Here is a 24,069-nt window from a genome sequence, read left to right on the forward strand (position 1 = left end):
GAAACCATCCCCAATGCCGACCCTTAGACGGGTATAAGAGGGTTGCGTATCGCCCCAAGCAATGGCGATATAAGCGCCTAATAAAATTTCAGGGGTCGTTGTATGCCGCTCGCCACGTTGATTCACCGCGCCAGTCTGCCCAGCCCGCAAGTGTCTGCGACGCAAGCGCTTGAGCTGTTGAAAGAGCATTACGGGTTGAGCGGGCGGTTGCAGGCTCTTGGGAGCCAGCAGGATCTCAATTTCCGCGTCGACAGCGAGCAGGGGCGTTTTGTCCTGAAAATCTGCCGTGGTGATTATTCGGCGCTGGAGTTGCAAGCCCAACACGCAGGGCTCAAGCATCTGGCTGAACATTCCGGCGTGCCGGTGCCTGGAGTGATCGCGGCCAAAAATGGGGCAGACTTGCTCTCGCTTGAGGTCGACGGCCAAGCGGTGCACGTGCGCCTGCTTGATTACATCGACGGCCAGTCCCTGACGCACCTCGCTCACCTGAGCCATTCAGTGGTCGCCGGTTTTGGCCGGCTCTGCGGCGAAATGGACCTGGCGCTGGCCGGTTTCAATCACCCGGGCCTGGAGCGCACCTTGCAATGGGACGCTCGCCATGCCAACGCATTGATCGCTCATTTGCTGCCGGTGATCCAGGATGACCGGCAACGAAAGCTGATCGCCGAAGCCGCCGAACACGCCGAGCGCCATTTGCAGCCCTTGATGGACACGCTGCCGGTGCAGGCGATCCACATGGACATCACGGATGACAATGTGGTCTGGCAGCGGGATTCGCAGCGCCAATGGCAGTTGCAGGGCGTGATCGATTTCGGCGACCTGGTCCGAACCTGGCGGATCACGGACCTGTCGGTGACCTGTGCCGCGCTACTGCACCATGCCGATGGGGATCCGTTCTACATTTTGCCGGCGGTTCGGGCTTATCACGCGGTCAATCCGTTGCAGCATGAAGAGTTGCTGGCACTCTGGCCGCTGATCGTCGCCCGCTCGGCAGTGCTGGTGCTCAGTGGCGAGCAACAGGTCAGCATTGATCCGGGCAATGAGTACAGTCGCGACAACCTGACCCATGAATGGGAAATTTTCCGTGTTGCCACGTCGGTGCCATTGGAGTTGATGGAGGCGGCGATCCTGACCGCCGTCGGTCAAAGCCTGCCGGGCATCGGCAGTGAAGGTTTCGCGCCATTGTTGCCGAGTCTTGTAGGGCGTGAATTTGCCTTGATCGATCTGGGCGTGCTCAGTGCGCATTTCGAGGCGGGGAACTGGGAGCAGGAGGGGATCGACCTGCGTCTGCTGACTGAGGCCGCCGCAGCTCACGGTCTGGCAGCCAGTCGATATGGTCAGTATCGTCTGTCCCGCACTCGGCCGGACAGCGCCGGTGAACCGGATACGTTCCCGTTACATGTTGCATTGCGAGTTCCCGACGGCACGGCGGTCGAAGCGCCATTTGCCGGGGTTATCCATATCGAAGGGGAGAACTTGCTGCAACTGGACGGCCCGGAGCTCAGCGTCCGTTTGTGGGGGGTGACCCCATCGGTGCGCAGTAGCGCGGCGCTGGTCAAAGGTCAGGTGCTGGGTTCGGTCAGCGGGCCGTTGATCGTGCAATTGTGTCGAAGCGCTCAACTCGACGCACCGTTGTTTTGCACGCCTTCGCGCGCGGCAGCCTGGCAGGCGTTGTGTCCTTCACCTGCCATGTTGTTGGGGCTGGCCTGTGATGCCCAGGAAGAGCTCGACTCGCAGACATTGCTCGCCCGCCGTGACGCGAGTTTCGCTCGCTCCCAGAAGCACTATTACGTCGACCCGCCGCGCATCGAGCGCGGCTGGCGCAATCATCTGATCGACATGCAGGGTCGTTCTTACCTCGACATGCTGAACAATGTCGCGGTCCTGGGGCATGGTCATCCGCGCATGGCCGCCGTCGCCAGCCGGCAGTGGTCGTTGCTCAATACCAATTCGCGTTTTCACTATGCGGCGATTGCCGAGTTTTCCGAGCGCTTGCTGAAACTGGCGCCGGACAACATGGATCGCGTATTTCTGGTCAACAGCGGCACCGAAGCCAATGACCTGGCGATCCGCCTGGCCTGGGCCTACAGCGGCGGTCGCGACATGCTCAGCGTGCTGGAGGCGTATCACGGCTGGTCAGTGGCGGCGGACGCGGTTTCGACCTCGATCGCCGATAACCCCAAGGCCTTGAGCAGCCGTCCGGACTGGGTGCATCCAGTGACTGCGCCGAACACCTATCGCGGTGAATTTCGTGGCATCGACAGCGCACCGGACTACGTGCGTAGCGTCGAACACAACCTGGCGAAAATCGCCGAGCAGAAACGCCAACTGGCCGGTTTCATCTGCGAGCCGGTGTATGGCAATGCCGGCGGTATTTCTCTGCCGCCGGGCTATTTGAAGCAGGTCTATGCGCTGGTCCGCGCTCAAGGCGGTGTCTGTATTGCCGATGAGGTGCAGGTCGGTTACGGCCGCATGGGCAAATTCTTCTGGGGTTTCGAAGAGCAAGGCGTGGTGCCGGACATCATCACCATGGCCAAAGGCATGGGTAATGGCCAACCGTTGGGCGCAGTCATTACCCGTCGGGAAATTGCCGAAGCGCTGGAGGCCGAGGGCTACTTCTTCTCGTCGGCCGGGGGCAGCCCGGTCAGTTGCCAGATTGGCATGGCGGTGCTGGATGTGATGGAAGAAGAAAAACTCTGGGAGAACGCCCAGGTCGTGGGTGGGTATTTCAAGGAGCGCCTTGAAGCATTGATTGACCGGCATCCCCTGGTGGGGGCGGTGCATGGCTCCGGTTTTTACCTGGGCGTGGAGTTGATCCGCAATCGAGAAACCCTGGAGCCCGCGACCGAAGAAACCACGGCATTGTGCGATCGCCTTCGTGAGTTGGGGATCTTCATGCAGCCAACCGGCGATTACTTGAACATTCTCAAGATCAAGCCTCCGATGGTTACATCCCGTCAAAGCGTGGATTTCTTTGTCGACATGCTGTCGAAGGTGTTGGACGAAGAATTGTAAGACTCGATATCGCTTTCGCGGGCAAGCCTCGCTCCTACAGGTCCGTGTCGTGCGCATATTCCGCGAACGACGTAAATCCGTAGGAGCGAGGCTTGCCCGCGAAGGCGTCATAAAGACGAATATAAACCTCGATTGTTATCGGTTTTAATTGGAGAATTTTTCGACAGAAAGAACATTTATCGCTTTTAAAGCCGATTTTTATCGGTTATAAAGTCGCCATTGCCCCGGTGTGGATGACTCACGCCCCGTGCAGTCTCTTTCTGTCATCAGTCGATGCCAACCTCGACCCTCAACACCTGCCCAGGAGATGATTCATGAGCCGTATCGTTACCGTCGCCGCTACCCAGATGGCCTGTTCCTGGGACCTTGAAGCCAACATTGAGACCGCTGAGAAGCTGGTCCGTGAGGCTGCGGCGAAAGGCGCGCAAATCATCCTGATCCAGGAGCTGTTCGAGGCGCCGTACTTCTGCCAGAAGCCGAACCCTGATTACCTGCAGCTGGCCACGACGGTCGAAGACAACGTCGCCATCAAGCATTTCCAGAAAATCGCCAAAGAACTGCAAGTCGTTCTGCCAATCAGCTTCTACGAGCTGGCCGGCCGCGCACGTTTCAACAGCATCGCGATCATCGATGCCGACGGCAGCAACCTCGGGATTTATCGTAAAAGCCACATCCCGGATGGCCCTGGCTATCACGAAAAGTACTACTTCAACCCGGGCGATACCGGCTTCAAAGTCTGGAACACCCGTTACGCGAAAATCGGCGTGGGCATCTGCTGGGATCAGTGGTTCCCTGAGTGCGCCCGCAGCATGGCGCTGCAAGGCGCGCAAATCCTGTTCTACCCGACCGCGATCGGCAGCGAGCCACACGACAAGACCATTTCGTCCCGCGACCATTGGCAACGCGTGCAACAAGGCCATGCCGGTGCCAATCTGATGCCGCTGATCGCCAGCAACCGCGTCGGCAACGAAGAGCAAGATGGCTACGACATCACTTTCTATGGCTCGTCGTTCATCGCCAACCAGTTTGGCGAGAAAGTCCAGGAGCTGAATGAAACAGAAGAAGGCATCCTGGTTCACAGTTTCGACCTCGATGAGCTGGAGCATATCCGCAGCGCATGGGGCTCATTTCGTGACCGTCGCCCGAACCTGTACGGCGCGATCAAAACCCTCGACGGTTCCCTGGAGTCCTGAACCATGACCACTTTGAACAGCACGCCTCGCACTGACGGTTTTTACATGCCCGCCGAATGGGCGCCCCAGACCCAGACCTGGATGATCTGGCCCGAGCGTCCGGACAACTGGCGCCTGGGCGGCAAACCGGCGCAAGCGGCGCATGTGGCGGTGGCCAAGGCCATCGCGCGTTTCGAACCGGTGACCGTGGCCGTCTCCGCTGGCCAGTACGAAAATGCTCGTGCCCGCCTCGACGTGCCGAATATTCGTTTGGTAGAGATGTCCAGCGATGACGCCTGGGTTCGGGATACCGGCCCGACGTTCATCATCAACAACCGCGGAGAAGTCCGAGGTGTGGATTGGGACTTCAATGCCTGGGGCGGTTTCGACGGTGGTCTGTATTCGCCGTGGAACCGTGATTCGCAGGTGGCGGGCAAAATCCTCGAAATCGAGCGCAGCCCGCGCTACCGCACCGAAGGTTTTGTGCTCGAAGGCGGCTCGATCCATGTCGATGGTGAAGGCACCCTGATCACCACCGAAGAGTGCTTGCTCAACCGCAATCGCAACCCGCACATGGACCGTGCGCAGATCGAAGCGGTACTCAGCGCCAATCTGGCTGTGGATAAGATCATTTGGCTGCCCGACGGTTTGTTCAATGACGAAACTGACGGTCATGTGGATAACTTCTGCTGCTACGTGCGTCCGGGCGAAGTGCTGCTGGCCTGGACTGATGACCCGCAAGACCCGAACTACCCGCGCTGCCAGGCGGCAATGAACGTGCTGCAAAACAGCACCGATGCCAAGGGGCGCCCGTTCACAGTGCACAAGATGCCGATTCCAGGGCCGTTGTACGCGACCGAAGAAGAGTGCGCTGGTGTCGATCCGGTGGATGGCACTCAGGAGCGCAATCCAACGGTTCGTCTGGCCGGTTCTTACGTTAACTTCCTGATCGTCAACGGCGGCATCATCGCCCCGAGCTTCGACGATCCATTGGACGGTCCGGCCAAAGAGATTTTGCAGACTGTATTCCCGCAGCATGAAGTGGTCATGGTGCCGGGTCGTGAACTGTTACTGGGGGGCGGTAATATCCACTGCCTTACCCAACAACAGCCCGCCCCGCACAAGGAGTGAGTGAGGTCGTAACAGCTTGAGTTGATTGAAGAATCGATTGAGCAGCGATTTAATCTCGTCGTTTCACAGCAAGCCCGCAGCCCATCAGGACTGCGGGCTTTTTTGTATCCACTTATCGACACTTCGAAAGTATTGGCACAGCTCTTGTATCTTCGATGGCGCAACATGGGGAGGGGAGAGAACTTCGATGTTCTGTCATAAACCTTGGATAAGTTAGCCGCTCACAAACCAGGAGAGAGCGCTGAGATGAACGCCGAAATGAACGTCGTGAGCGAGCGGGCACTGCATCCTCTGGCAGTTAACAGCGAATCGCTCCAGGTCTTGGCGCAATGGTTGAAGTCCAATGGAACGCGTCAGATCAGGGAGCCTGATCCGCGCCGGATGATGATCGAGCGCTACCCCGCTGGTTTATTCAGCGAGGCAGAACTGGAAGCACTGTGGGATGTAATGGAAGGATAAGAAGAAAAACAACGGATTGATAAAAGCGCTGCCGGGAAGGCGGCGCTTTTTTTTGGGGCGAAGGTTCTGATCGTTCCCACGCTCTGCGTGGGAATGCCTCACCGGACGCTCCGCGTCCATAGGGGACGCAGAGCGTCCCTGGCTGCATTCCCACGCAGAGCGTGGGAACGATCATTACGATCATCTTGCTCTTAAAAGCTGTAAGTACCGGTGACGACCAGGCTCCGCGGTGCGCCTGGTTGAATCTGCGCCGCGCTGGTGGCCGACGAGTAATACTCGCGATCGGTGATGTTGTTCAATGCCGCCCGCAAATCCCAATCTTTCTGCCGGAACCCGGCCAATGCATCCCAACGGCCGTAGCCTGGCAGCACAGTGGTGTTGAGGTTGTCGGCGTAACGCTGACCGACCAGGGTCAAACCGGTTTCGGCGTACCAGCCCATTTCCGGTTTCCAGGTCAGGAACAGGCTGCCGTTGTGCTTGGCCACATTGCTGATGCGTTTGCCTTCGAAGCCATTGTTGTCCTTCTCGATTGTTGCGTCCTGCACGCCGACGCCACCGCGCACGTACCAGTTGCCAGCGAGCTTGCCAGTGCCGGTCAATTCAATTCCGCGGGAGCGTTGCAGGCCGGTGAGCAAGGTCACGGTCGGATCGTTCGGGTCGCTGGTGCGACGGTTGTAAAGTTCCAGTTCGTAGATCGCCAGCGTAGTGCTCAGGCGATCGTCGAGCCAGTCGCTCTTCACGCCGATTTCCTTCTGTTTGGTCAGCTCAGGGCTCAGGTAGTTGCTGGCCACGCCTGGGGTGATGCCGATCAAGCCGCCACCGACCGGGGAAAAGGTCTTGGTCCAGGAGGCGTAGAAGGAGTGATTGTGCAACGGTGTCCAGACCACGCCTACACGCGGGCTGGTGCTGTGGCTGTCACGATCTTCGGAAATGTCCCGCAGCTTGTTGGTCGATTCGATATCAAAGGTGTCGTAACGCAAACCGGCGAGCAATTGCCATTGGTCGTTCAGGCGCAGTTGGTCCTGTACGTACACCGCACGGCTTTCGACTTCGGTGTGAGTGCTGCTCGACACCTGCATGCGTCCGGTATGGCGCAAGTCGCGATTGGGATTGTACAGGTCTAGCGCCGGAACCGGCGAACTGCCGCGCCCCGAGGTCGCTGCGTTATACAACGTCGGATCGCGCCGTTGGCTGCCGATCTCGATACCGGTCAGCAGGCGATGCTCCAGGCCGAATGTATCGAAGCCGCCTTCCAGTTCAATGTTGTTATAGACGTTGCGGGTGGTCAGATCTTGCTGCCAGTGTTGGCGCGTCACCTTGTTGGTCGCGGGGGTATAACCGGTCAGGTAAGTGTTGTCGAAATCGCTGTTGAGCTTGAATACGCCCAAGGTATGACGCAGCTGCCAGTTGTCGCTGAGTTCATAGCTGAGTTTCGAGCGCAAGGATTGTGACTTGTCGTCGATGAAATCGTGCTCGCTGCCATAGGTCGTCTCCGGCCCTACGTCCGCCGGGCGCCCGTTGACCCCGGGAATGCCGCGATCCGGCGTACGGTTGTAGCGACTGTATTCGTACTGCACCAGCCAGTTGAGGTCGGGCGTCAGTTGCCAGTTCATGGACGGCGCGAACAGTTGGCGATTGCCACTGACGCCATCGCGAAAGCTGTTCTGATCCATGTTGCCCATGTTCAGGCGCAGGCTGATGTTCTCGCTCGGGTCGGTGCTGAGGTCGGCATACAGGCTGCGCAGATCATCGCTGCCACCTTGAGCTTCAAGAGTCGAGCGGCGACCGAACTCCGGCAGCTTGCTGACCCGGTTGACGATCCCGCCCTGGCTGCCACGGCCATACAACACCGCCGCCGGGCCTTTGAGGACTTCGATGCGTTCGATGTTGTGCAAGTCGCGCACGTACTGGCTGTCATCACGAATGCCATCGAGGTAGAAGTCGTTGCTGGCGTCGAAACCACGGATGCGCAGGCTGTCGAAGCGGGTGTCGGCGCCACTGCTGACGTTGGGGATGCCACTGAGTGCCGTGCCCAGATCGTTGGTGCCGTAATCCACCACGTTTGCAGTTTTTACCGAATCGATGGCCTGCGGCACGTAACGTACCGGTGTAGCCGTGCGAGTCGCGGTGCTGGTTTCCTGTACGCGTGGATCGTCAGCTTGTGCGTCGGCGCTGATCGAGGTCTGGGGTAAAACGGTCGTGGCGGCACAGGTAAAACCTGCAGACAGGAAAGCAGAGAGCCCAAGGGTGATGGGCGTAAGGCGGGAAGGGGCAGGCATTTGAAGCGCATCCGGAAGGGTAGAAATATTCGAGGGCGCGAATGGTAATGCTTGTTATTTACTTTCGTTAATTATTCTTGAAGGGTGTCTTTGTTTGATTGTTTCAAATTGTGTCGTGATTGCTACAGAAACATTGGGTCGCATTCGACCGATTCATGAAACAGACTGAAAGCCATTCCAGCGTTTTTCCGAAACTGCCTGGGGGATTAACCTGCCGGCATTGAGTTTTCCTACTTTGTTGCCGGAGTTTTCCCATGATCCTTCATTACATTTACGACCCTTTATGTGGCTGGTGCTACGGCGCCAAACCGCTGGTCCAGGCTGCCCAAGCTGTGTTGCCTGTCATCGCCCATGGTGGCGGCATGATGAGCGGCACCAATCGCCAGACAGTTTCGCCACAACTGCGCAACTACGTGATGCCTCATGATCGACGCATCGCCGAATACACTGGCCAACCGTTTGGTGATGCCTATTTTGAGGGTTTGCTGCGCGATGAGACGGCAGTGTTCGATTCAGCGCCGCCGATTGCCGCCGTGCTGGCAGCCGAACAGATCGCTGGCCGCGGGCTAGCACTATTGGGGCGCTTGCAGACGGCTCATTACGTGGAGGGTCGACGCATCGCTGATAACGTCGTGCTGCTGGAACTGGCCACACAAACAGGCCTTGAACCCGAGGCGTTCCAACAGGCATTCAATGAAGCCGACACCGAGCGCCATATCAAGGACAGTCGCGCACTCCTGGCCAAGGTCGGTGGACAGGGTTTCCCGACTTTTGCGCTGGAACAGAGTGGCCAGTTCACCCTGGTCGACATCGGCCCTTGGCTCGGCAAGCCGCAAGCCTTCGCCCAGTGGTTGAGCCAGTCGGTTATGGCAAAAGAGTCTTCATCCGTGTTTAAAACCCCGGTTGGTTAGCTTTTTTCGACTCATGACCGTAGGAAAAGACAAAAAATAGCTGTTTCCGATCGCAAAAAGTCGAATTAAAGCAACTTCATACCGCGTTTCAATCAACGCTTGATATGCCTGAAATTCTTTCTCATGGGCTGCAAAACCTGCAACTACTAGATTAGGCCGCTAAATGCAGCGGAGACCTAGTAATGATCGTTTTAAACAGAGAAGTTGGTGAATCGCTACGGCGCGACAAGTATGTCAACGTCCAGGGCGCTGACTTCAATCTGTTCGGTCATTTTTCCGACTTCGTCAGATTGACCAAAAGTTGGGAAAACATGGAGCCGGACAGTTATTACGGCCAGGCCGATGCGGGCATGCGTTTTCGTCGTTACAGCGATTTTGAGTACAACCCGGTCACCCGTGACCTGACGCAGCTGGAACACCGCGCTTATGTGCAATCGAAGGCCAACAACAGCTATGTTGGCGGACTCGAGCGGCACTTCCAGGACTTCTCCAATGAAGTGATCAATTCGCCGGTGATGCGCAGCCTCATCGATGCGGATTTCGAGGTGTACAAACACGTACTGCCGCCGGAGTTGCACGACGAAATCTGGCAATGCCAGATCCATCAGATCCGCATCGAGATCAAGCCGGGCAAGCAACTGGAAATCACCCCTGAAGGTATTCACTGCGACGGTTATCCGTTCAGCGGTGTGCATTTCTGGGGCCGCAACAACGTGGACGGGGCAGAGAGCCGTTTGTATTCGCCCCAAGAGGAACAATTGGCGGCGACGACCTATCTGGAAATCCTCGACACCACTTATTTCCTCGATCGCGACATGCGTCACTACGTGACACCGGCACGCAACACCCATGCTCACGAAATGGCCTATCGGCAGATTCTGGCCATTTCTTTCTCGCGGCCCGGGACCGCTTTCGACATTGTTCGCTGAACAGCTAGACCCCATGATGCATATCGCCGAGTGCCCTGCACCGGTGATGCTGCAGCGCGCGACAGCCAAGGATGCCCAGCGCCTGGAACGCTTCTTTCGGCAATTCAAAGAAGTGTCGTTCTGCGAATGGCAGGACACCAAATGCCTGCGCGGTGTGTTGATGCAAAAAACCACCGCTGCTTTCCTTGCACTCGATATCAGTGGCGAAGTGATCGGCGCGGTATTGGGCGGTATGCTCGGCAGCCGTGGCACCATCAATCATTTGGCGGTAAGCCCGGTGTATCGCAGCCAGGGCGTGGGTCAGCGCCTGGTCGAAGCGGCATCGGCAGACATGAAACGTGTCGGTGTGCTGCGGATGTTCCTGTTTGTCGACGATGCTAATCTTGCCGGCAAACGTTTTTGGAGTGCCCAGGGCTTTTGCGAGCCGCGTGGCGAAACGACCTTTGAGAGGGACTTATGAATGAGACGTCCAGCAGCCAGCCGCTGATGGTCGAGCCCCAGCCCTCGCGCACATTTGCTGAAGCCAGCCCGGTAATTGCGGGCTACTTCACCGTGTCGTTTGTGTTCGGTTTGATGGCCGTCAATGCCGGAATGCCCGTGTGGCTGCCGGTCGCGATGTGCCTGTTTGTCTATGCCGGTGCTTCGCAGTTCGCCGCCCTGGCGCTGATCTCCAGCGGTGCATCGCTGACCACCATCATCCTGACGACGTTTCTGATCAATGCCCGGCACATGCTGATGTCGGTCTACATGGCCAAGGCCTTGCAGGCGATGGGGCTCAGTCGTCTCGAGCGCTGGTGTTATGCCGGCGGGCTCACCGATGAATCGTTCGCCTTCCACAGCGTCAAACTGGGCAAGGGCACGCCGGTCAATGTGCGTTATCTGATTGGCTTCAATCTGTATTGCCACACGTCGTGGGTACTGGGTGGTTTGCTGGGAGCAATCTGCGCGCAGTACGCGGCGCACCTGATCCAATATCAGCTCGACTATGCGCTGACCGCGATGATGCTCTATGTGCTGGTATCGCTGTGCACCACCCGCAATAAATTGATCGCCGCACTGGCTGCGGTCGCCTGCATGGGCGTCCTGAGCCTGATCGGCAATTCACCCTTCAACGTATTCATCGCCACATTCGTGGGCTGCGGAGTGGGTGTATGCCTGACCAAACGTTCCTGATCCTGGTCGTCGCGCTGATGATGGCCGTGACGTTCCTGCCGCGTGCCTTGCCGCTGCAAGTGAACACCGACCATTGGCCGCCGTTCGTCGCCAGGGCGCTGGAATACTTGCCGGTGGCGATCGTCGCTGCCATCAGCCTCACGCCGCTGTTGATCAAGGATCAGCAAGTGCAGCTCGATCGCCCGGAATTCTATGCAGCGATTCCGACGTTGTTATGTGCGTATTTCAGCAAAAACCTCTTTCTCAGTGTGGCGGTTGGGACGGCTGGGTATATTGCGCTCGGGTCGTTCATGTAGCGACAGAGCGACCACGTCGTTCAAGGCCTGGCCCGATAACTCGGAATTATTGACCGCCAACCGCACTTCAAGGGAATCCTCGAAACCGGGGAAAATGGTCAGGCCATTACGCAGGGCCGCCTCACGGGAAACCATGCCCAGGCCATCCATTTGCGTGATCAACGACAGGGTCAGGGTCTCGCTGCAGGAATAGATCATCCGTTTGCCTGACTCGTAATTACCAAGGCCGGCGTCGAGAAAACGCAAGAAGCTGTGGGAATACGGACAATCATCGGCAGGTCGAACCTGAAACTTGTTGCCGAGCAGCATCAGCGGATCGTTTTCCTGACCGCAATGAGCACCGACCACCTGCACCTGGACGTGGGGCAGGGCAATACTGGGTAAGCCCGGTTGTTGCGGGCCGATCAGCACGGCCAGGTCGAAATCCTCGTTCTTCAATTTGCTGAGGTTTTCCATCGACTCGGCGTAGCTGAATTCCAGTTGATAATCAGGAAACACTTCAATGAGGCGTCCGATCATTCGCCGGTTGAAGTCGACTGAGAGAGTGGTGTTAAGCGCAACTTTGAGCGTGCGTTGTCCAGGCACCTTCAGCGCGGCGACTTTCTCTTCCAGTTGCCGCGTGGCGACCAACACCTTGTCCATGTAGGGCGTGAGCTCCGTGCCCTGCGTTGTCAGGGTCAGCCCCTTGTTGGAGCGACGAAACAACCGAAAACCGAACTGCTCTTCAACCTTGTTCAACTGTGCGGCCAATGCCTGCACGGTCAAACAGGAATGCTCTGCCGCCGCCGACAATGAGCCGGTCTGCACAATGCGCATGAGGTTACGTAAGGTTCTGCTATCCATTTGGGTAATGCCCTCTGAAGTGGGCTGGCTATTGTTGTGTACCTGGCCGCCGGATGGGCGTCGGTCGCGTGCTGGCTATGATCCTGCACCTGAGCATGCTTGTCCCGAGTTTAGTAGCGAAATGATTCTGCGTCCGATGGTTTAAGGCTTACACAGGATTAAGGTTTTTGATGGCGTCTGGATGATCAGGAGCGAAAAATCGCTCGTGGGTTTTCCCAAGTGACGGGAAACCTTTTGCCAAGGCAAAAAAAAGCAGCCTGATCAGGCTGCTTCGGTGAATAGGTGCTTGATATTGTGCTCCCTCAAGCAGGGGAGGAGAGGTTTACCCGAACGCTGATTTCCAGGTCATCAACGGGGTTCCTAACGTCGACTATTGCCACCTGAAGGCAGTCGGTTTCGCGCTCTCGATTAAATTTTCTGTCCGCATGAGACGGCTGTCAACGGGTGTGTTTGACCGTATGTCGCGTCTTTCCTGGCTGTCTGTGGATGCGATTTTGTTCACGGCATCAGCAAAATAAACTCATTACACCACGTCACTAATGATGTTCCCGTCCCCACCTTTATCCCCCTGACCCAACCTCATACAGTCCTCTCCAACGCCTCCCCATCATTCCGATGAGAAGGTCACTGGAGAATTCATCATGCCTTTTGTCAGCGTTCGCATTACACGCGATGGCGTTACCTCAGAGCAGAAAGCTCAGGTGATCGCCGAAATCACTGAAACCCTGGAACGCGTCCTCAACAAACGCCCGGATCTGACCCACATCGTGATCGAAGAAGTCGACACCGATAACTGGGGCTATGCCGGAATCACCACTACCCAATACCGCAAGCAATTGGCCGAGGCGCAAGGGCAGTCATGACCGCGTGGGTCAAAAACCATCATTCAGTAGAGGGTTCATCATGAGCAATTCGAAAAAAGTCATCGTTATTACTGGCGCTTCTCAAGGTCTGGGCGCAGGCATGGTCAAAGCCTTCCGTGATCTCGATTACCGGGTGGTCGCCACTTCGCGTTCGATCCAGCCATCCACCGACCCGGACATCCTTACCGTTGCCGGTGACATCGGCGACCCGGCGACCGCCCAGCGAGTCATCCATGAAACGATCGAACGTTTCGGCCGTATCGACACCTTGGTCAATAACGCCGGGATCTTCATCGCCAAACCATTCACTGCCTACACCCCCGAGGACTATGCCGCTGTGCTGTCGGTGAACCTGAATGGTTTCTTCTACATCACCCAACTCGCGATTACCGAGATGGAAAAACAGGGCAGCGGCCACATCGTCAACATCACCACCAGCCTGGTGGACCACGCGATTGACGGTGTGCCGTCGGTATTGGCCTCGTTGAGCAAAGGTGGCTTGAACGCGGCGACCAAATCCCTGGCCATTGAGTACGCCAAGCGTGGCATTCGGGTGAATGCGGTTTCCCCGGGCATCATCAAGACGCCGATGCATGGTGAAGAAACCCACGAAGCACTGGGAAGTTTGCACCCGGTCGGGCACATGGGAGAGATCAGCGATATTACTCAGGCTGTGATGTATCTGGACAGTGCCAACTTTGTCACCGGCGAGATCCTGCATGTTGACGGTGGGCAGAGTGCGGGGCACTAAGAGCGGTTCAGGAGTAGGGCGCTGTTCACAGCAAGGACGACGACCAGCGCTCTCATCCTTGAGTCATTAGCCTCCGAACGGCGCTACCTTGATCGGTTCACCCTTTTTCGCGCATGACGGCGGATTGGTCATACCCAGTGTCAGCAGGTTGCCGCCGTTAATGATGCAATTGAACTGCTGGTTATCATTGGTTTTCAGCGCGACATAAGTATTCGTGCCTTCAGTACGACGGCTGACAATACTCAAGTCAGAAGGTGAATAGCCCAACGCGCCGGCGCTCTGAGATTTGATCTGCTCATCGGTTAGCGTGTTGGTACTGCTGGCGATGGAGTTGCAGCCCGCCAGAGTGAACAACAGCGCACCTGCCAGGGTTATTTTGTGAAGAGTCATGTGAGTGTTCCTTACTCGTTGGTGTTTCTTTTCGGTCGTTTGGTGCCACGTACTTACCGGAAATCACAACTGAGGAAAGCAGTGGCTTGTGAAGCGTAGCAGAGGGAGATCTGCTGGCTGTTCAGGCTATGCTGTCAGCGCGCACCTTGTGCGGATGAAACGGTCTTGAGTCAGCCCACTTCTTCCAGATGCCTCCAGAGAAGTTGCGCGGCTTCTTCGCGCCGATCAGCAGCAGACGAATTCGTTACTCGTGCCTTCAGAGACAGAGCGCTCGACCCAGTCACGGAGTTGCTAGTTCGTGAAATGCTGAAGGTGCTCCACCAAAGCAGTATTTCGATAATGTCGCCATATTGGCGCGCGCCAGTCCAATATGACGAGGCGCCCGGCCAAGCTGCCCGGAGCAATTAAATTCTTATTCGCCCGCGTGGTCGTTGCCACCGTGCGCGGCGATGAACATGGCGACGGCCGACCGGCAATAGGATTCGACTTCATTGTCGTCCTCTGCTTTCGCCTCATCGAAGCGGGCGATCATCAGGAGATCGGACCCTTTGAAAAGCGCGGCAAACAAGCGGGCGGACCCCAGAGGATCGGGCACGTTCAGCACCGCCTTCGCGTGCAACTGACGCAACAGGGCCTCGATCTGGGCGATGACATAGGCGGGGCCGGCTTCGTAATGGAGCTTGCTTAACGACTTTTGATTCGTCTTGTCGACCATGATCATGGCTTCGACACTGCGCACGTCCGGGCTCAACAACGTGCGAAGCAGGAATGTTCCCACCGCCATGAGCTGATCTGCCGCCGAACCGTCGACGCCTTCAATAAGGGCTTGTGGTGCAAACTGATGGCAGTGGGCCGCGATGGCCGCGCCGAACAGCGCCTCCTTGTTCTCGAAGTGCCGATAGATGCTTAGCTTGGATATCTTCGCCCGCTGGGCGACCTTGTCCATTGTCGTCGCTTGAAAACCCAATTCCACAAAAAGTTCGCACGCGGCGTCGACTATCGTTTGGCCAAGCGCCTCGTTGGCGGGCCGGCCACGCCGGCCCTGGCTATTTTCGGTCATAAAAAAATTCCAGTACTTGACAGTATTCTAATTCTTGAATTAGGGTACTTCAAAGTATCTTAAAAGTACAAGCCAATCTCCCTTCATCCATGCATGGAGCCCATCACCATGAATGACGTCATCATCATCGGCGGCAGCTTCGCCGGGCTTGCCGCCGCCCTGCAGCTCGGCCGTGCCCGCCGAAAGGTCACCGTTCTCGATACCGGCCTGCCGCGCAATCGCTTCGCCGACCATTCGCATGGCCTGCTCGGCCACGACCACAAACCACCGCTTGAGATCCTGGCCGAGGCGCGGCAGCAGCTGGCGCGCTATCCAATGGTCAGGCTGGTCACTGCCCGGGCCGAGAGCATCTCCGGCGCCATCGACGATTTCTCCGTCCTTACTGGCGATGGCGAAAGCCTCAGGGCGCGCCGCTTGATCCTGAGCTATGGCGTCGCCGACCAGATGCCTGAAGTTCCCGGCTTCGCCGAAGGCTGGGGCACCTCCATCGTGCCCTGCCCCTATTGCGACGGCTTTGAAGTTGCCGGTCGGCATTGGGGCCTCATCTGGTCCGGCCCGCCGTCGCACAACTACGTCAAGCTGTACCACGACTGGACCGACACTTTGACGGTCTTCGCCAATGGTCACGACATTCCACCCGACATCCGGGCCGATCTGGCGCGCCGCGGCATCCCTGTCGTCGATGGCCGGATCACCGAAATCGACCATGACGAGAGCCATAACACCACCGTCAGGCTCGACGCCGGCCCCGCTGTCGCGGTCGACATCCTGTTCGCGCATCCGCGCAACAAGCCGTCCGCACGTCTGCATGAATCGCTGGGCCTCGCCACGGTCGATACGCCCCAGGGCATCGCCCTCAAGGTTGACGAGCGTCGCGAAACCAGCGTGCCCGGCGTCTACGCCGCCGGCGACCTCGCCAATCCCCTCATGCCCTCGGTCACCACGGCATCATGGCAAGGCGCGATGGCGGGTATCTTCGCCCAGCAGTCGATGCTGGTTTGAGAGCACAGATTCCCTTCTTCGGTTGTCGCAGGCTTCTAGTTCCTGCTGATCCATGAACGTTTGGTCTGTCGATGGAGATAAGGCTTTGTTGGTCTTATCGCGGCAATGAGGCAGCTTCCAGGGAGTTTCCAAAACCCGGAAACAACAAAGCCCTCGCATTTCTGCGAGGGCTTTGTTTTGTATGGTGCCGGCACCAGGAGTCGAACCCGGGACCTACTGATTACAAGTCAGTTGCTCTACCAACTGAGCTATACCGGCGTGTTAGGGCGACGATTATAGCGATTGGATTGGTTCTGTAAACCCCTGAATTCAGACTATTTTTACGCAGGCGTTTGGTCAGGCGCGAATCAGCACTTTCTTGAGTTTTTGCAGAGCGCGCCAGGCTCGACTGTTTTGCATCGCCCGCAACTGCGCTTCGGCGTGTTCGGCGCGTTGCAGGGCGGCGGCGAGGTGGTTTTCAGCGTCGGTGATGGGATGGCTGAAGTTGTGGCCGCGGCAGAACTGAAATTCGTCCAGGTTGCAGGGCGGGATGTCGAAGGCGGGTTTGAGGGCCAGATGTTCTTCGGCGAGGTAGTAAGTGTTGATGCCGTCGAACAGGATGGACTGGTAGCCGGCGCCGGTGACGAGGGTTTCCCAGGTCTGGTCGCGTTCCCATGGGGTTTCGATGAGGATGATCCACGGTCGCCATCGGGTGAAGTCCATGCCGCGCAGGACGGTTTCTTCGTGGCCTTCGACGTCGATTTTCAGGAAGTGAATCGGGCGGTTTCCGGCGTGTTGTTCGCAGATGGAGGCCAAAGTGCGGGATTTGACGGTTTGGCTGCGCACGTCCATGCCAGCGTCTTTATGTTGCTGGGCCAGGGCGGGGTCGAGCGTCGACAGGCCGGTGCCGGCGATGCCGTAGAAGGTCAGGTCGTCGGCACTTTCGCCGGCCACGCATTGCAGGTTGATGTCGTTGGGGCGTTGCTCGCACAGGGCGTGGTAATAATTTGGCATGGGTTCGACGTTGATGCCGGTCCAGCCGCGGTCATAGAAAGCTTTGGTGACGGAATCCTGGGTGGGGTCGTTGGCCCCGATATCGATATAAAAGCCATTTTCGACGTATTTGAGGGCGCGCCACAGGCGGATGTCTTCGAAATTCTGTGCGTAAGAAATGAACGTCACGGTCGCATCCTGTCGTCAGATTTTTCTTGTTCATGGCCGCATTGGCGGCGTCCTTGTAGGCGTGTATAGCAAGGGACGTTGCGAGGCGCAATTTTTCGCCATGGATGTCCCGATGTTCGGCGGTTATGTCGTTTTGATTAAATGTTTATGCACATTGCCCTGGAGGCGATGGCCTGTTCCTTACGATTTTGTGAACTCGTTCTCATTTGTTTGCAAATGCCTGTTTTACCGGTTTTTTATTGGTATGAACAAAAAATGACCAGTGGTGTTTGGGGCGTAAAACAGCGTGGATATTGGATCCATGATAATTCCATCAACAGAGTTATCCACAGGCTGGGGTTGTTTAAGGGCGTTCTGCCAGGAGCAGGAAATTACGCGGTGTGAGTTGGGTTTCACAAAAGGTGCCGAGGCGAACGGTGTAACCCTGTTCGATGAGGAAAAGTGCCCGATCGAGGACCAGCCACAGCTCCAGAGGCCGTCGGAAAAGGCCTCGCAGCAGTTCCAGATTGCGCACTTGCGCCAATCGCCGCCAACCGGCGGCTTCGAGTGTCGTCCAGTCTGGTGCGCCGACTGTGGATAAGTCTTTGAGTGCTGCCAGGTCGCGGCAGTAATCGGCGAAAGGTTTGTCCAGCCAGGCGCTGGGCAGGGAAGGGGTTGGCAGGTATTCGTCGACGCCGCGCAGTTGCCGTTGCAGCAAGTCGAACGCCAGGCGCCGGGCCATGGAGGTGTCGCGCTGGCGTCGGACGCGAGCGCCGGCGGTGACGGTTTCGCTCATCGGCAGGGCAAGATCATCAAGGGACAGACGCAGCTCGGAACGTTCAGCCGCACAGGAAAGCGCCTGATAGGTGTCCAGATTGATCCGGTTGTAGCAGCACGGTGCGATGGCCAGTTGTTTGCAACCGGCGGCACTGGCGAGCTGGATCAGTCGCACATGCAGATCACCGCACGCGTGCAGCGCTACGGTCGTGTTTTCGGCGTTCAACAAAGAGGCTGCGTCAGGGGCGAGCACATCTTGCTCGATGTGCAGCGCATGCAATTGATGACGCTGGCTGAGTGCCTGGCCGCTGGCAACCAGCGCCGGGTCGAATTCCAGGCACGTCAGTTGTTGCCCCGTTTGCAGCAGGCGCCGCCCCAAATGCCCCTTGCCCGAACACCAATCCAGCCAATGCGTCGGTGCATGAACAAACTGCAGGCGACTGGCGAACGCTTGAATCTGCTGCCATTTACGTCCCGGGACATCCACATTCAAGCGATGACCTGCCGCTTCAAGTTCACGAGCCGGTAATTCATCCACCGCGCTCAGTTCAGCAGACTTCGCCGCCAATGAAGCAAACGGCTCCGGCGCATCAAGCAAACAAGGTTGGTTATGAGTGTTTTCCGCATCCTCCAGCGACCGACCGCGTAGCCAAAACGCCAACTCCGGGCAGGACGCTTCCCAAGGCATTTGCAGATGGGTAAACGGTCGAGGTTTCCACAGTGCCTGATGCTTGATCAGAAAAGCATCCAGCGCGGTGAAACGGGCGAGCAGGGCCTCGCCCGTCAGCACGCAGGCATCAACGCCCTTGGCAGGCATCGACGCGCAACCAGCGCTCCAGCAGCTTGAAGCCACGAACCAGCACGTAAGCCATCAGCAGATAGAACATGCCCGCGGCGAAGAAGATCTCCACTGGCAGGTAGGTACGGGCAATGATGGTGCGGGCCATGCCGGTCAATTCCAGCAAGGTCACGGTACTGGCCAGGGCACTGGCCTTGAGCATCAGAATCACTTCGTTGCTGTAGGCCGGCAGGCCGATGCGCGCCGCCCGTGGCAACATGATGTAGAACAGCGCTTTGGCCCGGGACATGCCCAATGCCCGCGCCGCTTCAATCTCGCCCGGTGGAATGGCCTGGATTGCGCCGCGCAGGATCTCGGCGATGTAGGCCGCGGTGTGCAGGGTCATGGTCGCGGTGGCGCACCAGAACGGACTGCGCAGGTAAGGCCACATCGAACTGTTACGCACCGCGTCGAACTGCGCCAGGCCGTAGTAGACCAGGAACAGCTGAACCAGCAACGGTGTACCCCGGAAAAAGAAGATATAGCCGTAGGGGAACGCCCGCACGTACCAGTGTCGTGACGAGCGAGCGATGCCCAGTGGAATCGCCAGCAGCAACCCGGCGATCACGGCGATAGCCACCAGCTCCAGGGTCAGCGTCGCGCCCTGAGCCAGTTTTGGCAGCCACTTGATGATGACTTCCCAGTTCATTAAGTGTTCCTCGCGAAGCCGCGAGCGGCGCGTCGTTCCATAAAGTGCATGCCGGTCATGGCCAGAATGGTCAGGCCCAGATACATGAAGGCGGCCACCATGTAGAAGGTGAACGGTTGCTTGGAGATGGTCACGCCGATTTGTGTGTGACGCATGATTTCTTCCAGGCCGATGACAGAGACCAACGCGGTGTCTTTCATCAGGATCATGAACAGGTTGCCCAGGCCCGGCAGGGCGATGCGCCACATTTGCGGCATGATCAGTCGGGTAAAGATGCGAAATTTCGACAAGCCCAGGGCAACGCCGGCTTCACGGTGACCCTTTGGAATTGCCAGGATCGCACCGCGAAACACTTCCGTGGCGTAGGCGCCGAAGCATAGTCCCAGCGCAATGACGCCAGCGGCGAAGGCGTTGAGTTCGAGGTCGGGGTTGCCGAAAAACTCACCCAAGGCACGCATCAGGTTGACTGTGCCGAAGTAGATCAACAGCACCCAGAGTAACTCCGGGATACCGCGAACCAGCGTGGAATAAGTACCGCCAAGCCATTGCAGCGGCTTGTAGGGGGAGGTCTTGGCCAAGGCGCCGAGCAGACCGAGCACCAGCCCCAGGCACAAGGCCGAGAGTGCCAGTTTCACAGTCATCAGCGCGCCAGCGGCGAGCGCCGGGCCGAATCCGTAGAGGTCGATAATCATGGATTTCTATTCAAATCGCGGCAGGCAAGGCGAAGGACCGACACCGTCACAGGACGGCGCCGGCCAGGCAGGTCAGCATCAATAGATGCTGAACGGGAAGTACTTGTCGTTGATCTTTTTGTAGGTGCCATCAGCGACGATTTCTTTCAGCGCATTGTCCAGCTTTTCGCGAATCGGGTCGTTCTTGCGCACAGCGATACCGATCTTGTCGCTTTCTTCAACCGGGTCGCCCTTGAATTCGTAAGCCCGGCCGGCGTCGCTTTTGAGCCATTCGTAGTTGACGTACTTGTCGGCGAGGATGGCGTCCAGACGTCCCGAAGTCAGGTCCAGGTAGGCGTTTTCCTGGGTGTCGTAGAGTTTGATTTCGACACCTTCCATGTTGTCTTCCAGCCAGGTGCCGGCCAGGGTCGCGCGTTGGGCGCCGATCACTTTGCCCTGCAACGACTCCTTGTCGGTTTTGAAGTCGACGTTTTTCGGTGCGATGAACTGCAGCTTGTTGGAGTAGTACGGGGCGGTGAAGTCCACCGCTTGCTTGCGTTCGTCAGTGATCGACATCGAGGAGATCAGGAAGTCGAACTTCTTGGCGTTCAGGGCCGGGATGATGCCGTCCCAATCGGACGTGACCACGGTGCACTCGACTTTCATCTTGGCGCACAGGGCGTCACCGATTTCTTTGTCGAAGCCGACGACATTGCCACTGGCATCTTTGTTATTGAACGGCGGGTAGGCCGCTTCGATGCCCATCTTCAAGGTCTCGGCGGCGGCACCGGCGCTGAAGGCCAGGGTGACAGCAGCGGCCAGGAAGATTTTTTTGTAGTTCTGCATGCGGGTAGCTCCGTTAGCGGTTGCTGGACATGAATTGTTTGCAGCGTGCCGAAAGCGGGTTTTCAAACACCTGCTGCGGCGATCCTTGTTCTTCGACCAGGCCTTGGTGAAGGAACACCACTTCGCTGGACACCTGACGGGCAAAGCCCATTTCATGGGTCACAAGCAGCATGGTGCGGCCTTCTTCGGCCAATGCGCGGATGACATTAAGTACTTCCTGGACCATTTCCGGGTCAAGGGCGGAGGTGGGTTCGTCGAACAGAATGACTTTGGGCTGCATCGCCAAGGTGCGGGCGATGGCCGCGCGTTGCTGCTGGCCGCCGGAGAGTTGCGACGGGTAGGCGTGGCGCTTGTCAGCGATACCGACCTTGGCCAGCAAGGCTTCGGCGACTTCAATGGCTTCGGCCTTACTTTGGCCGAGCACGCGGCGCGGGGCTTCGATGATGTTGTCGAGCACGCTCATGTGCGGCCAGAGATTAAAGTTCTGAAATACAAAACCAATCTCGCTGCGCAGGCGATTGATCTGTTTGCCATCGGCAGCGACCAGTTCGCCGTTCTTGGCGGCTTTGAGCTTGAGTTCTTCGCCGGCGACCAGGATCTGGCCCTGGTGCGGGTTTTCCAGCAGGTTAATGCAACGCAGGAATGTGGACTTGCCGGAACCGGAGGAACCCAGGATCGAGATCACATCGCCGTCGCGGGCGGTCAGCGAGATGCCTTTGAGCACCTCAAGCTGTCCGTAGCGTTTGTGCAAGTTGCGGATTTCAAGCGCGGGCGTGGCCTCAGCCATGTGCGTTCCTCATAGTGTTTTGCGCTCCTGCTATTGGCGGCCTTCCTGGCGAGGCGGCCAAGCTAGCATAGCGTTCGAATGGCAGCCAACAGCGCTACGGACGGTAAACGGGTGGCATGTGGCAGGTTGTCGCATCGGCACAGCAGACTGTCGCCCTATCAACAACCGAACAGCCGTTTGAACGCGCTCGGACGTGGCTGTCGCGTAAAAAAAGGCGCGATGTTGCCAGCTTTGACGGGGTGTTGGAAGCGCCAACCGGACAAACGTTCCTGATCTGCACTTTTATTGTGCGTGCCTGTATTTCTTGATGTGTTTCTAGTGCGCAGATTCGTTACTGAAGTGGGTGGCAGAGTAACGCTGTGGCGAAATGCTATTGATCTCAATGACTTGCGATAACTGCCCGACCAGCGTGCAGGCCCCGTGTAACGGGCGTGCGAAACATTTTGGCGCAAATATTGCGTGCAGAATAAGAAACGCCCTGTTGGATTCTTTTTACGAGTCAGGCGGGCGACGTCATCGCTTTCCTTGCAAAGGTAGTCTTAATGAGTAGTAGCCAAAGCTCCTCCAATGGCCTTGAACAAGGGCTAAAACCGCGTCATGTGACCATGCTGTCGATTGCCGGGGTTATCGGCGCCGGCCTGTTTGTGGGCTCCGGCCACGCCATTGCCGCTGCCGGCCCGGCCGTGCTGTTGGCTTACGCGGCCGCCGGTGCCCTCGTGGTTCTGGTCATGCGAATGCTCGGCGAGATGGCCGTTGCATCGCCAGACACAGGTTCCTTCTCCACGTACGCCGATCGCGCGATCGGTCACTGGGCCGGTTTCACCATCGGCTGGCTCTACTGGTGGTTCTGGGTTTTGGTCATCCCGCTGGAGGCTATCGCTGCCGCGACCATTCTGCATGCCTGGTTCCCGGATGTGGCGATCTGGGCCTTCACCTTGGTGATCACCTTGCTGCTGACCGTGACCAACCTGTTCAGCGTGAAGAACTACGGTGAGTTCGAGTTCTGGTTTGCCCTGGTCAAAGTCGTAGCGATCATCGGCTTTATCGGTCTTGGCATTCTGGCAATCTTCGGCTTCCTGCCGACCAGCCAGGTCAGCGGCGTGTCGCATTTGTTTGACACGCAAGGCTTCCTGCCAAACGGCATGGGCGCGGTGCTGGGTGCCATCCTGACCACCATGTTTTCCTTCATGGGCACCGAGATTGTGACCATCGCGGCTGCGGAGTCGAAGAACCCAGGCAAGCAAATCTCCAAGGCCACCAACTCGGTGATCTGGCGGATCGGCTTGTTCTATCTCGTATCGATCTTCATCGTCGTGGCTCTGGTGCCATGGAATGACCCGGTTCTGGCCAGCGTGGGTTCCTACCAGACCGTGCTGGAGCGCATGGGTATCCCGAATGCCAAGCTGATCGTCGATATCGTGGTTCTGGTTGCGGTAACCAGTTGCCTGAACTCGGCGCTCTACACTGCTTCGCGCATGATGTTCTCGTTGGGCAAGCGCGGCGATGCGCCGGCCGTTTCCCAGCGCACCAACAGCAGCGGCACACCTTACTGGGCCGTGATGCTATCGACCGCAGCTGCGTTTCTTGCAGTGTTTGCCAACTACGTGGCCCCGGCCGCTGTATTCGAATTCTTGCTGGCCAGCTCGGGCGCCATCGCGTTGCTGGTGTATCTGGTGATCGCGATTTCGCAACTGCGTATGCGCAAACAGCGTATGGCGCGCGGTGAAAAAATCGTCTTCAGCATGTGGCTGTTCCCGGGCCTGACCTATGCAGTGATCGTATTCATTGTCGCGGCCCTGACCATCATGCTGTTCCAGGAGGCCCATCGCGCGGAGATTCTCGCGACCGGTTTGCTGAGCCTGTTGGTAGTGGCTGCCGGGTTGTTAGTGGCTCGCCGTCGCAAGGTGCAGAAGCTGGGGGCGGTGGTACTGAACTGATTCGTACCCTGTAAGGCAAAACGGCCGCTGTCAGTGATGACAAGCGGCCGTTTTTGTTTCTAATCAAGCAACAGCGCAAAACTTGTAGTAGCTGGCGAAGCTTGCGTTCGGCAGTCGTATAAACCTGCTCGCGAGGTCATCCTGATCAAC

Annotated in this window: 23 protein-coding genes and 1 tRNA gene; 13 read left to right on the top strand and 11 right to left on the bottom strand. The window is 57.7% G+C overall.

Annotated features, from left to right (window positions below; all coding sequences use genetic code 11):
* The first annotated feature begins 102 nt into the window (after positions 1-102).
* The 4 genes from FHW68_RS14690 to FHW68_RS14705 all read left to right on the top strand — a co-directional run bounded on the left by FHW68_RS14690 (position 103) and on the right by FHW68_RS14705 (position 5,777).
* Positions 103-3,015 (top strand): aminotransferase, encoded by a 2,913-nt coding sequence (locus tag FHW68_RS14690; protein WP_183681023.1) that lies wholly within the window; start codon positions 103-105, stop codon positions 3,013-3,015.
* A gap of 314 nt (positions 3,016-3,329) precedes the next feature.
* Complete coding sequence (gene aguB, locus FHW68_RS14695; RefSeq protein ID WP_095634176.1) at positions 3,330-4,208, top strand: N-carbamoylputrescine amidase; 879 nt, start codon at positions 3,330-3,332, stop codon at positions 4,206-4,208.
* A gap of 3 nt (positions 4,209-4,211) precedes the next feature.
* On the top strand, positions 4,212-5,318 hold the full coding sequence (aguA, locus tag FHW68_RS14700; RefSeq protein WP_095634177.1) for an agmatine deiminase: 1,107 nt from the start codon (positions 4,212-4,214) through the stop codon (positions 5,316-5,318).
* A 246-nt stretch (positions 5,319-5,564) separates the two neighbouring features.
* Positions 5,565-5,777, top strand: a complete 213-nt coding sequence (locus FHW68_RS14705; protein ID WP_030129326.1) for a hypothetical protein — start codon at positions 5,565-5,567, stop codon at positions 5,775-5,777.
* A gap of 191 nt (positions 5,778-5,968) precedes the next feature.
* Here the strand turns inward: FHW68_RS14705 and FHW68_RS14710 are convergent, their stop codons facing one another.
* On the bottom strand, positions 5,969-8,056 hold the full coding sequence (locus FHW68_RS14710) for a TonB-dependent siderophore receptor (protein ID WP_183681026.1): 2,088 nt from the start codon (positions 8,054-8,056) through the stop codon (positions 5,969-5,971).
* 254 nt (positions 8,057-8,310) lie between these two features.
* Here FHW68_RS14710 and FHW68_RS14715 point away from each other — a divergent pair, with 254 nt between their 5' ends.
* The 5 genes from FHW68_RS14715 to FHW68_RS14735 all read left to right on the top strand — a co-directional run bounded on the left by FHW68_RS14715 (position 8,311) and on the right by FHW68_RS14735 (position 11,365).
* Positions 8,311-8,967 carry a DsbA family protein gene (locus FHW68_RS14715; protein WP_183681028.1) on the top strand — a complete coding sequence of 219 codons (657 nt, stop codon included), beginning with the start codon at positions 8,311-8,313 and terminating at the stop codon, positions 8,965-8,967.
* A 182-nt stretch (positions 8,968-9,149) separates the two neighbouring features.
* Positions 9,150-9,896, top strand: coding sequence for a 2OG-Fe dioxygenase family protein (locus FHW68_RS14720; protein WP_183681031.1), 747 nt, complete (start codon positions 9,150-9,152; stop codon positions 9,894-9,896).
* 46 nt (positions 9,897-9,942) lie between these two features.
* Positions 9,943-10,356, top strand: a complete 414-nt coding sequence (locus tag FHW68_RS14725) for a GNAT family N-acetyltransferase (RefSeq protein WP_183681448.1) — start codon at positions 9,943-9,945, stop codon at positions 10,354-10,356.
* Positions 10,353-11,069: an AzlC family ABC transporter permease gene (locus FHW68_RS14730; RefSeq protein ID WP_095634181.1), complete on the top strand. Its 717-nt coding sequence runs from the start codon at positions 10,353-10,355 to the stop codon at positions 11,067-11,069. The genes FHW68_RS14725 and FHW68_RS14730 overlap by 4 nt, the downstream gene beginning before the upstream one ends.
* Positions 11,048-11,365 (top strand): AzlD domain-containing protein, encoded by a 318-nt coding sequence (locus FHW68_RS14735; RefSeq protein ID WP_183681033.1) that lies wholly within the window; start codon positions 11,048-11,050, stop codon positions 11,363-11,365. Before FHW68_RS14730 ends, FHW68_RS14735 begins: the two co-directional genes overlap by 22 nt.
* On the opposite strand, the gene FHW68_RS14740 is transcribed toward FHW68_RS14735, so the two are convergent.
* Positions 11,282-12,208 carry a LysR family transcriptional regulator gene (locus FHW68_RS14740; protein WP_183681035.1) on the bottom strand — a complete coding sequence of 309 codons (927 nt, stop codon included), beginning with the start codon at positions 12,206-12,208 and terminating at the stop codon, positions 11,282-11,284. The two genes, FHW68_RS14735 and FHW68_RS14740, sit on opposite strands and share 84 nt — an antisense overlap.
* A 641-nt stretch (positions 12,209-12,849) precedes the next feature.
* Here FHW68_RS14740 and FHW68_RS14745 point away from each other — a divergent pair.
* Positions 12,850-13,071: a 4-oxalocrotonate tautomerase family protein gene (locus tag FHW68_RS14745; RefSeq protein WP_007897514.1), complete on the top strand. Its 222-nt coding sequence runs from the start codon at positions 12,850-12,852 to the stop codon at positions 13,069-13,071.
* A gap of 40 nt (positions 13,072-13,111) precedes the next feature.
* Positions 13,112-13,822 (top strand): SDR family NAD(P)-dependent oxidoreductase, encoded by a 711-nt coding sequence (locus FHW68_RS14750; protein WP_095634184.1) that lies wholly within the window; start codon positions 13,112-13,114, stop codon positions 13,820-13,822.
* 66 nt (positions 13,823-13,888) lie between these two features.
* Here FHW68_RS14750 and FHW68_RS14755 read toward each other — a convergent pair whose 3' ends face one another.
* Together FHW68_RS14755 and FHW68_RS14760 are read right to left on the bottom strand one after the other, a co-directional pair.
* Complete coding sequence (locus tag FHW68_RS14755; RefSeq protein WP_063341871.1) at positions 13,889-14,212, bottom strand: hypothetical protein; 324 nt, start codon at positions 14,210-14,212, stop codon at positions 13,889-13,891.
* 412 nt (positions 14,213-14,624) lie between these two features.
* Positions 14,625-15,272: a TetR/AcrR family transcriptional regulator gene (locus FHW68_RS14760; RefSeq protein ID WP_183681037.1), complete on the bottom strand. Its 648-nt coding sequence runs from the start codon at positions 15,270-15,272 to the stop codon at positions 14,625-14,627.
* Positions 15,273-15,380: 108 nt separating this feature from the next.
* On the opposite strand from FHW68_RS14760, the gene FHW68_RS14765 reads away from it, so the two are divergent.
* Positions 15,381-16,274, top strand: a complete 894-nt coding sequence (locus FHW68_RS14765; protein WP_095634186.1) for an NAD(P)/FAD-dependent oxidoreductase — start codon at positions 15,381-15,383, stop codon at positions 16,272-16,274.
* Between the two features lie 182 nt (positions 16,275-16,456).
* Here the strand turns inward: FHW68_RS14765 and FHW68_RS14770 are convergent.
* From FHW68_RS14770 to FHW68_RS14800, 7 genes are all read right to left on the bottom strand, one after another.
* Positions 16,457-16,532, bottom strand: a tRNA-Thr gene (locus tag FHW68_RS14770).
* A gap of 78 nt (positions 16,533-16,610) precedes the next feature.
* Positions 16,611-17,435 (bottom strand): FkbM family methyltransferase, encoded by an 825-nt coding sequence (locus FHW68_RS14775; protein ID WP_183681039.1) that lies wholly within the window; start codon positions 17,433-17,435, stop codon positions 16,611-16,613.
* A 343-nt stretch (positions 17,436-17,778) separates the two neighbouring features.
* Positions 17,779-19,008: a methyltransferase gene (locus tag FHW68_RS14780; RefSeq protein ID WP_183681041.1), complete on the bottom strand. Its 1,230-nt coding sequence runs from the start codon at positions 19,006-19,008 to the stop codon at positions 17,779-17,781.
* Entirely contained in the window at positions 18,989-19,678 is a 690-nt protein-coding gene (locus FHW68_RS14785; RefSeq protein ID WP_095634189.1) for an ABC transporter permease, read from the bottom strand. Before FHW68_RS14785 ends, FHW68_RS14780 begins: the two co-directional genes overlap by 20 nt.
* Positions 19,678-20,370: an ABC transporter permease gene (locus FHW68_RS14790; RefSeq protein ID WP_095634190.1), complete on the bottom strand. Its 693-nt coding sequence runs from the start codon at positions 20,368-20,370 to the stop codon at positions 19,678-19,680. The genes FHW68_RS14785 and FHW68_RS14790 overlap by 1 nt, the downstream gene beginning before the upstream one ends.
* A gap of 78 nt (positions 20,371-20,448) precedes the next feature.
* On the bottom strand, positions 20,449-21,195 hold the full coding sequence (locus tag FHW68_RS14795; RefSeq protein ID WP_095634191.1) for an ABC transporter substrate-binding protein: 747 nt from the start codon (positions 21,193-21,195) through the stop codon (positions 20,449-20,451).
* A 13-nt stretch (positions 21,196-21,208) separates the two neighbouring features.
* Positions 21,209-21,982, bottom strand: a complete 774-nt coding sequence (locus FHW68_RS14800; RefSeq protein WP_095634192.1) for an ABC transporter ATP-binding protein — start codon at positions 21,980-21,982, stop codon at positions 21,209-21,211.
* 542 nt (positions 21,983-22,524) lie between these two features.
* On the opposite strand from FHW68_RS14800, the gene gabP reads away from it, so the two are divergent.
* Positions 22,525-23,919: a GABA permease gene (gabP, locus tag FHW68_RS14805; protein ID WP_183681043.1), complete on the top strand. Its 1,395-nt coding sequence runs from the start codon at positions 22,525-22,527 to the stop codon at positions 23,917-23,919.
* The last annotated feature ends 150 nt before the right edge of the window (positions 23,920-24,069 follow it).

It is taken from the genome of Pseudomonas sp. Tn43, from assembly GCF_014192635.1.
Taxonomy (GTDB): Bacteria; Pseudomonadota; Gammaproteobacteria; order Pseudomonadales; family Pseudomonadaceae; genus Aquipseudomonas.

Coding starts and splice junctions, on each gene's coding strand:
- FHW68_RS14690 (WP_183681023.1), top strand. CDS start 103: ATGCCGCTCGCCACGTTGATTCACCGCGCCAGTCTGCCCAGCCCGCAA.
- aguB (WP_095634176.1), top strand. CDS start 3,330: ATGAGCCGTATCGTTACCGTCGCCGCTACCCAGATGGCCTGTTCCTGG.
- aguA (WP_095634177.1), top strand. CDS start 4,212: ATGACCACTTTGAACAGCACGCCTCGCACTGACGGTTTTTACATGCCC.
- FHW68_RS14705 (WP_030129326.1), top strand. CDS start 5,565: ATGAACGCCGAAATGAACGTCGTGAGCGAGCGGGCACTGCATCCTCTG.
- FHW68_RS14710 (WP_183681026.1), bottom strand. CDS start 8,056: ATGCCTGCCCCTTCCCGCCTTACGCCCATCACCCTTGGGCTCTCTGCT.
- FHW68_RS14715 (WP_183681028.1), top strand. CDS start 8,311: ATGATCCTTCATTACATTTACGACCCTTTATGTGGCTGGTGCTACGGC.
- FHW68_RS14720 (WP_183681031.1), top strand. CDS start 9,150: ATGATCGTTTTAAACAGAGAAGTTGGTGAATCGCTACGGCGCGACAAG.
- FHW68_RS14725 (WP_183681448.1), top strand. CDS start 9,943: ATGCTGCAGCGCGCGACAGCCAAGGATGCCCAGCGCCTGGAACGCTTC.
- FHW68_RS14730 (WP_095634181.1), top strand. CDS start 10,353: ATGAATGAGACGTCCAGCAGCCAGCCGCTGATGGTCGAGCCCCAGCCC.
- FHW68_RS14735 (WP_183681033.1), top strand. CDS start 11,048: ATGCCTGACCAAACGTTCCTGATCCTGGTCGTCGCGCTGATGATGGCC.
- FHW68_RS14740 (WP_183681035.1), bottom strand. CDS start 12,208: ATGGATAGCAGAACCTTACGTAACCTCATGCGCATTGTGCAGACCGGC.
- FHW68_RS14745 (WP_007897514.1), top strand. CDS start 12,850: ATGCCTTTTGTCAGCGTTCGCATTACACGCGATGGCGTTACCTCAGAG.
- FHW68_RS14750 (WP_095634184.1), top strand. CDS start 13,112: ATGAGCAATTCGAAAAAAGTCATCGTTATTACTGGCGCTTCTCAAGGT.
- FHW68_RS14755 (WP_063341871.1), bottom strand. CDS start 14,212: ATGACTCTTCACAAAATAACCCTGGCAGGTGCGCTGTTGTTCACTCTG.
- FHW68_RS14760 (WP_183681037.1), bottom strand. CDS start 15,272: ATGACCGAAAATAGCCAGGGCCGGCGTGGCCGGCCCGCCAACGAGGCG.
- FHW68_RS14765 (WP_095634186.1), top strand. CDS start 15,381: ATGAATGACGTCATCATCATCGGCGGCAGCTTCGCCGGGCTTGCCGCC.
- FHW68_RS14780 (WP_183681041.1), bottom strand. CDS start 19,008: ATGCCTGCCAAGGGCGTTGATGCCTGCGTGCTGACGGGCGAGGCCCTG.
- FHW68_RS14785 (WP_095634189.1), bottom strand. CDS start 19,678: ATGAACTGGGAAGTCATCATCAAGTGGCTGCCAAAACTGGCTCAGGGC.
- FHW68_RS14790 (WP_095634190.1), bottom strand. CDS start 20,370: ATGATTATCGACCTCTACGGATTCGGCCCGGCGCTCGCCGCTGGCGCG.
- FHW68_RS14795 (WP_095634191.1), bottom strand. CDS start 21,195: ATGCAGAACTACAAAAAAATCTTCCTGGCCGCTGCTGTCACCCTGGCC.
- FHW68_RS14800 (WP_095634192.1), bottom strand. CDS start 21,982: ATGGCTGAGGCCACGCCCGCGCTTGAAATCCGCAACTTGCACAAACGC.
- gabP (WP_183681043.1), top strand. CDS start 22,525: ATGAGTAGTAGCCAAAGCTCCTCCAATGGCCTTGAACAAGGGCTAAAA.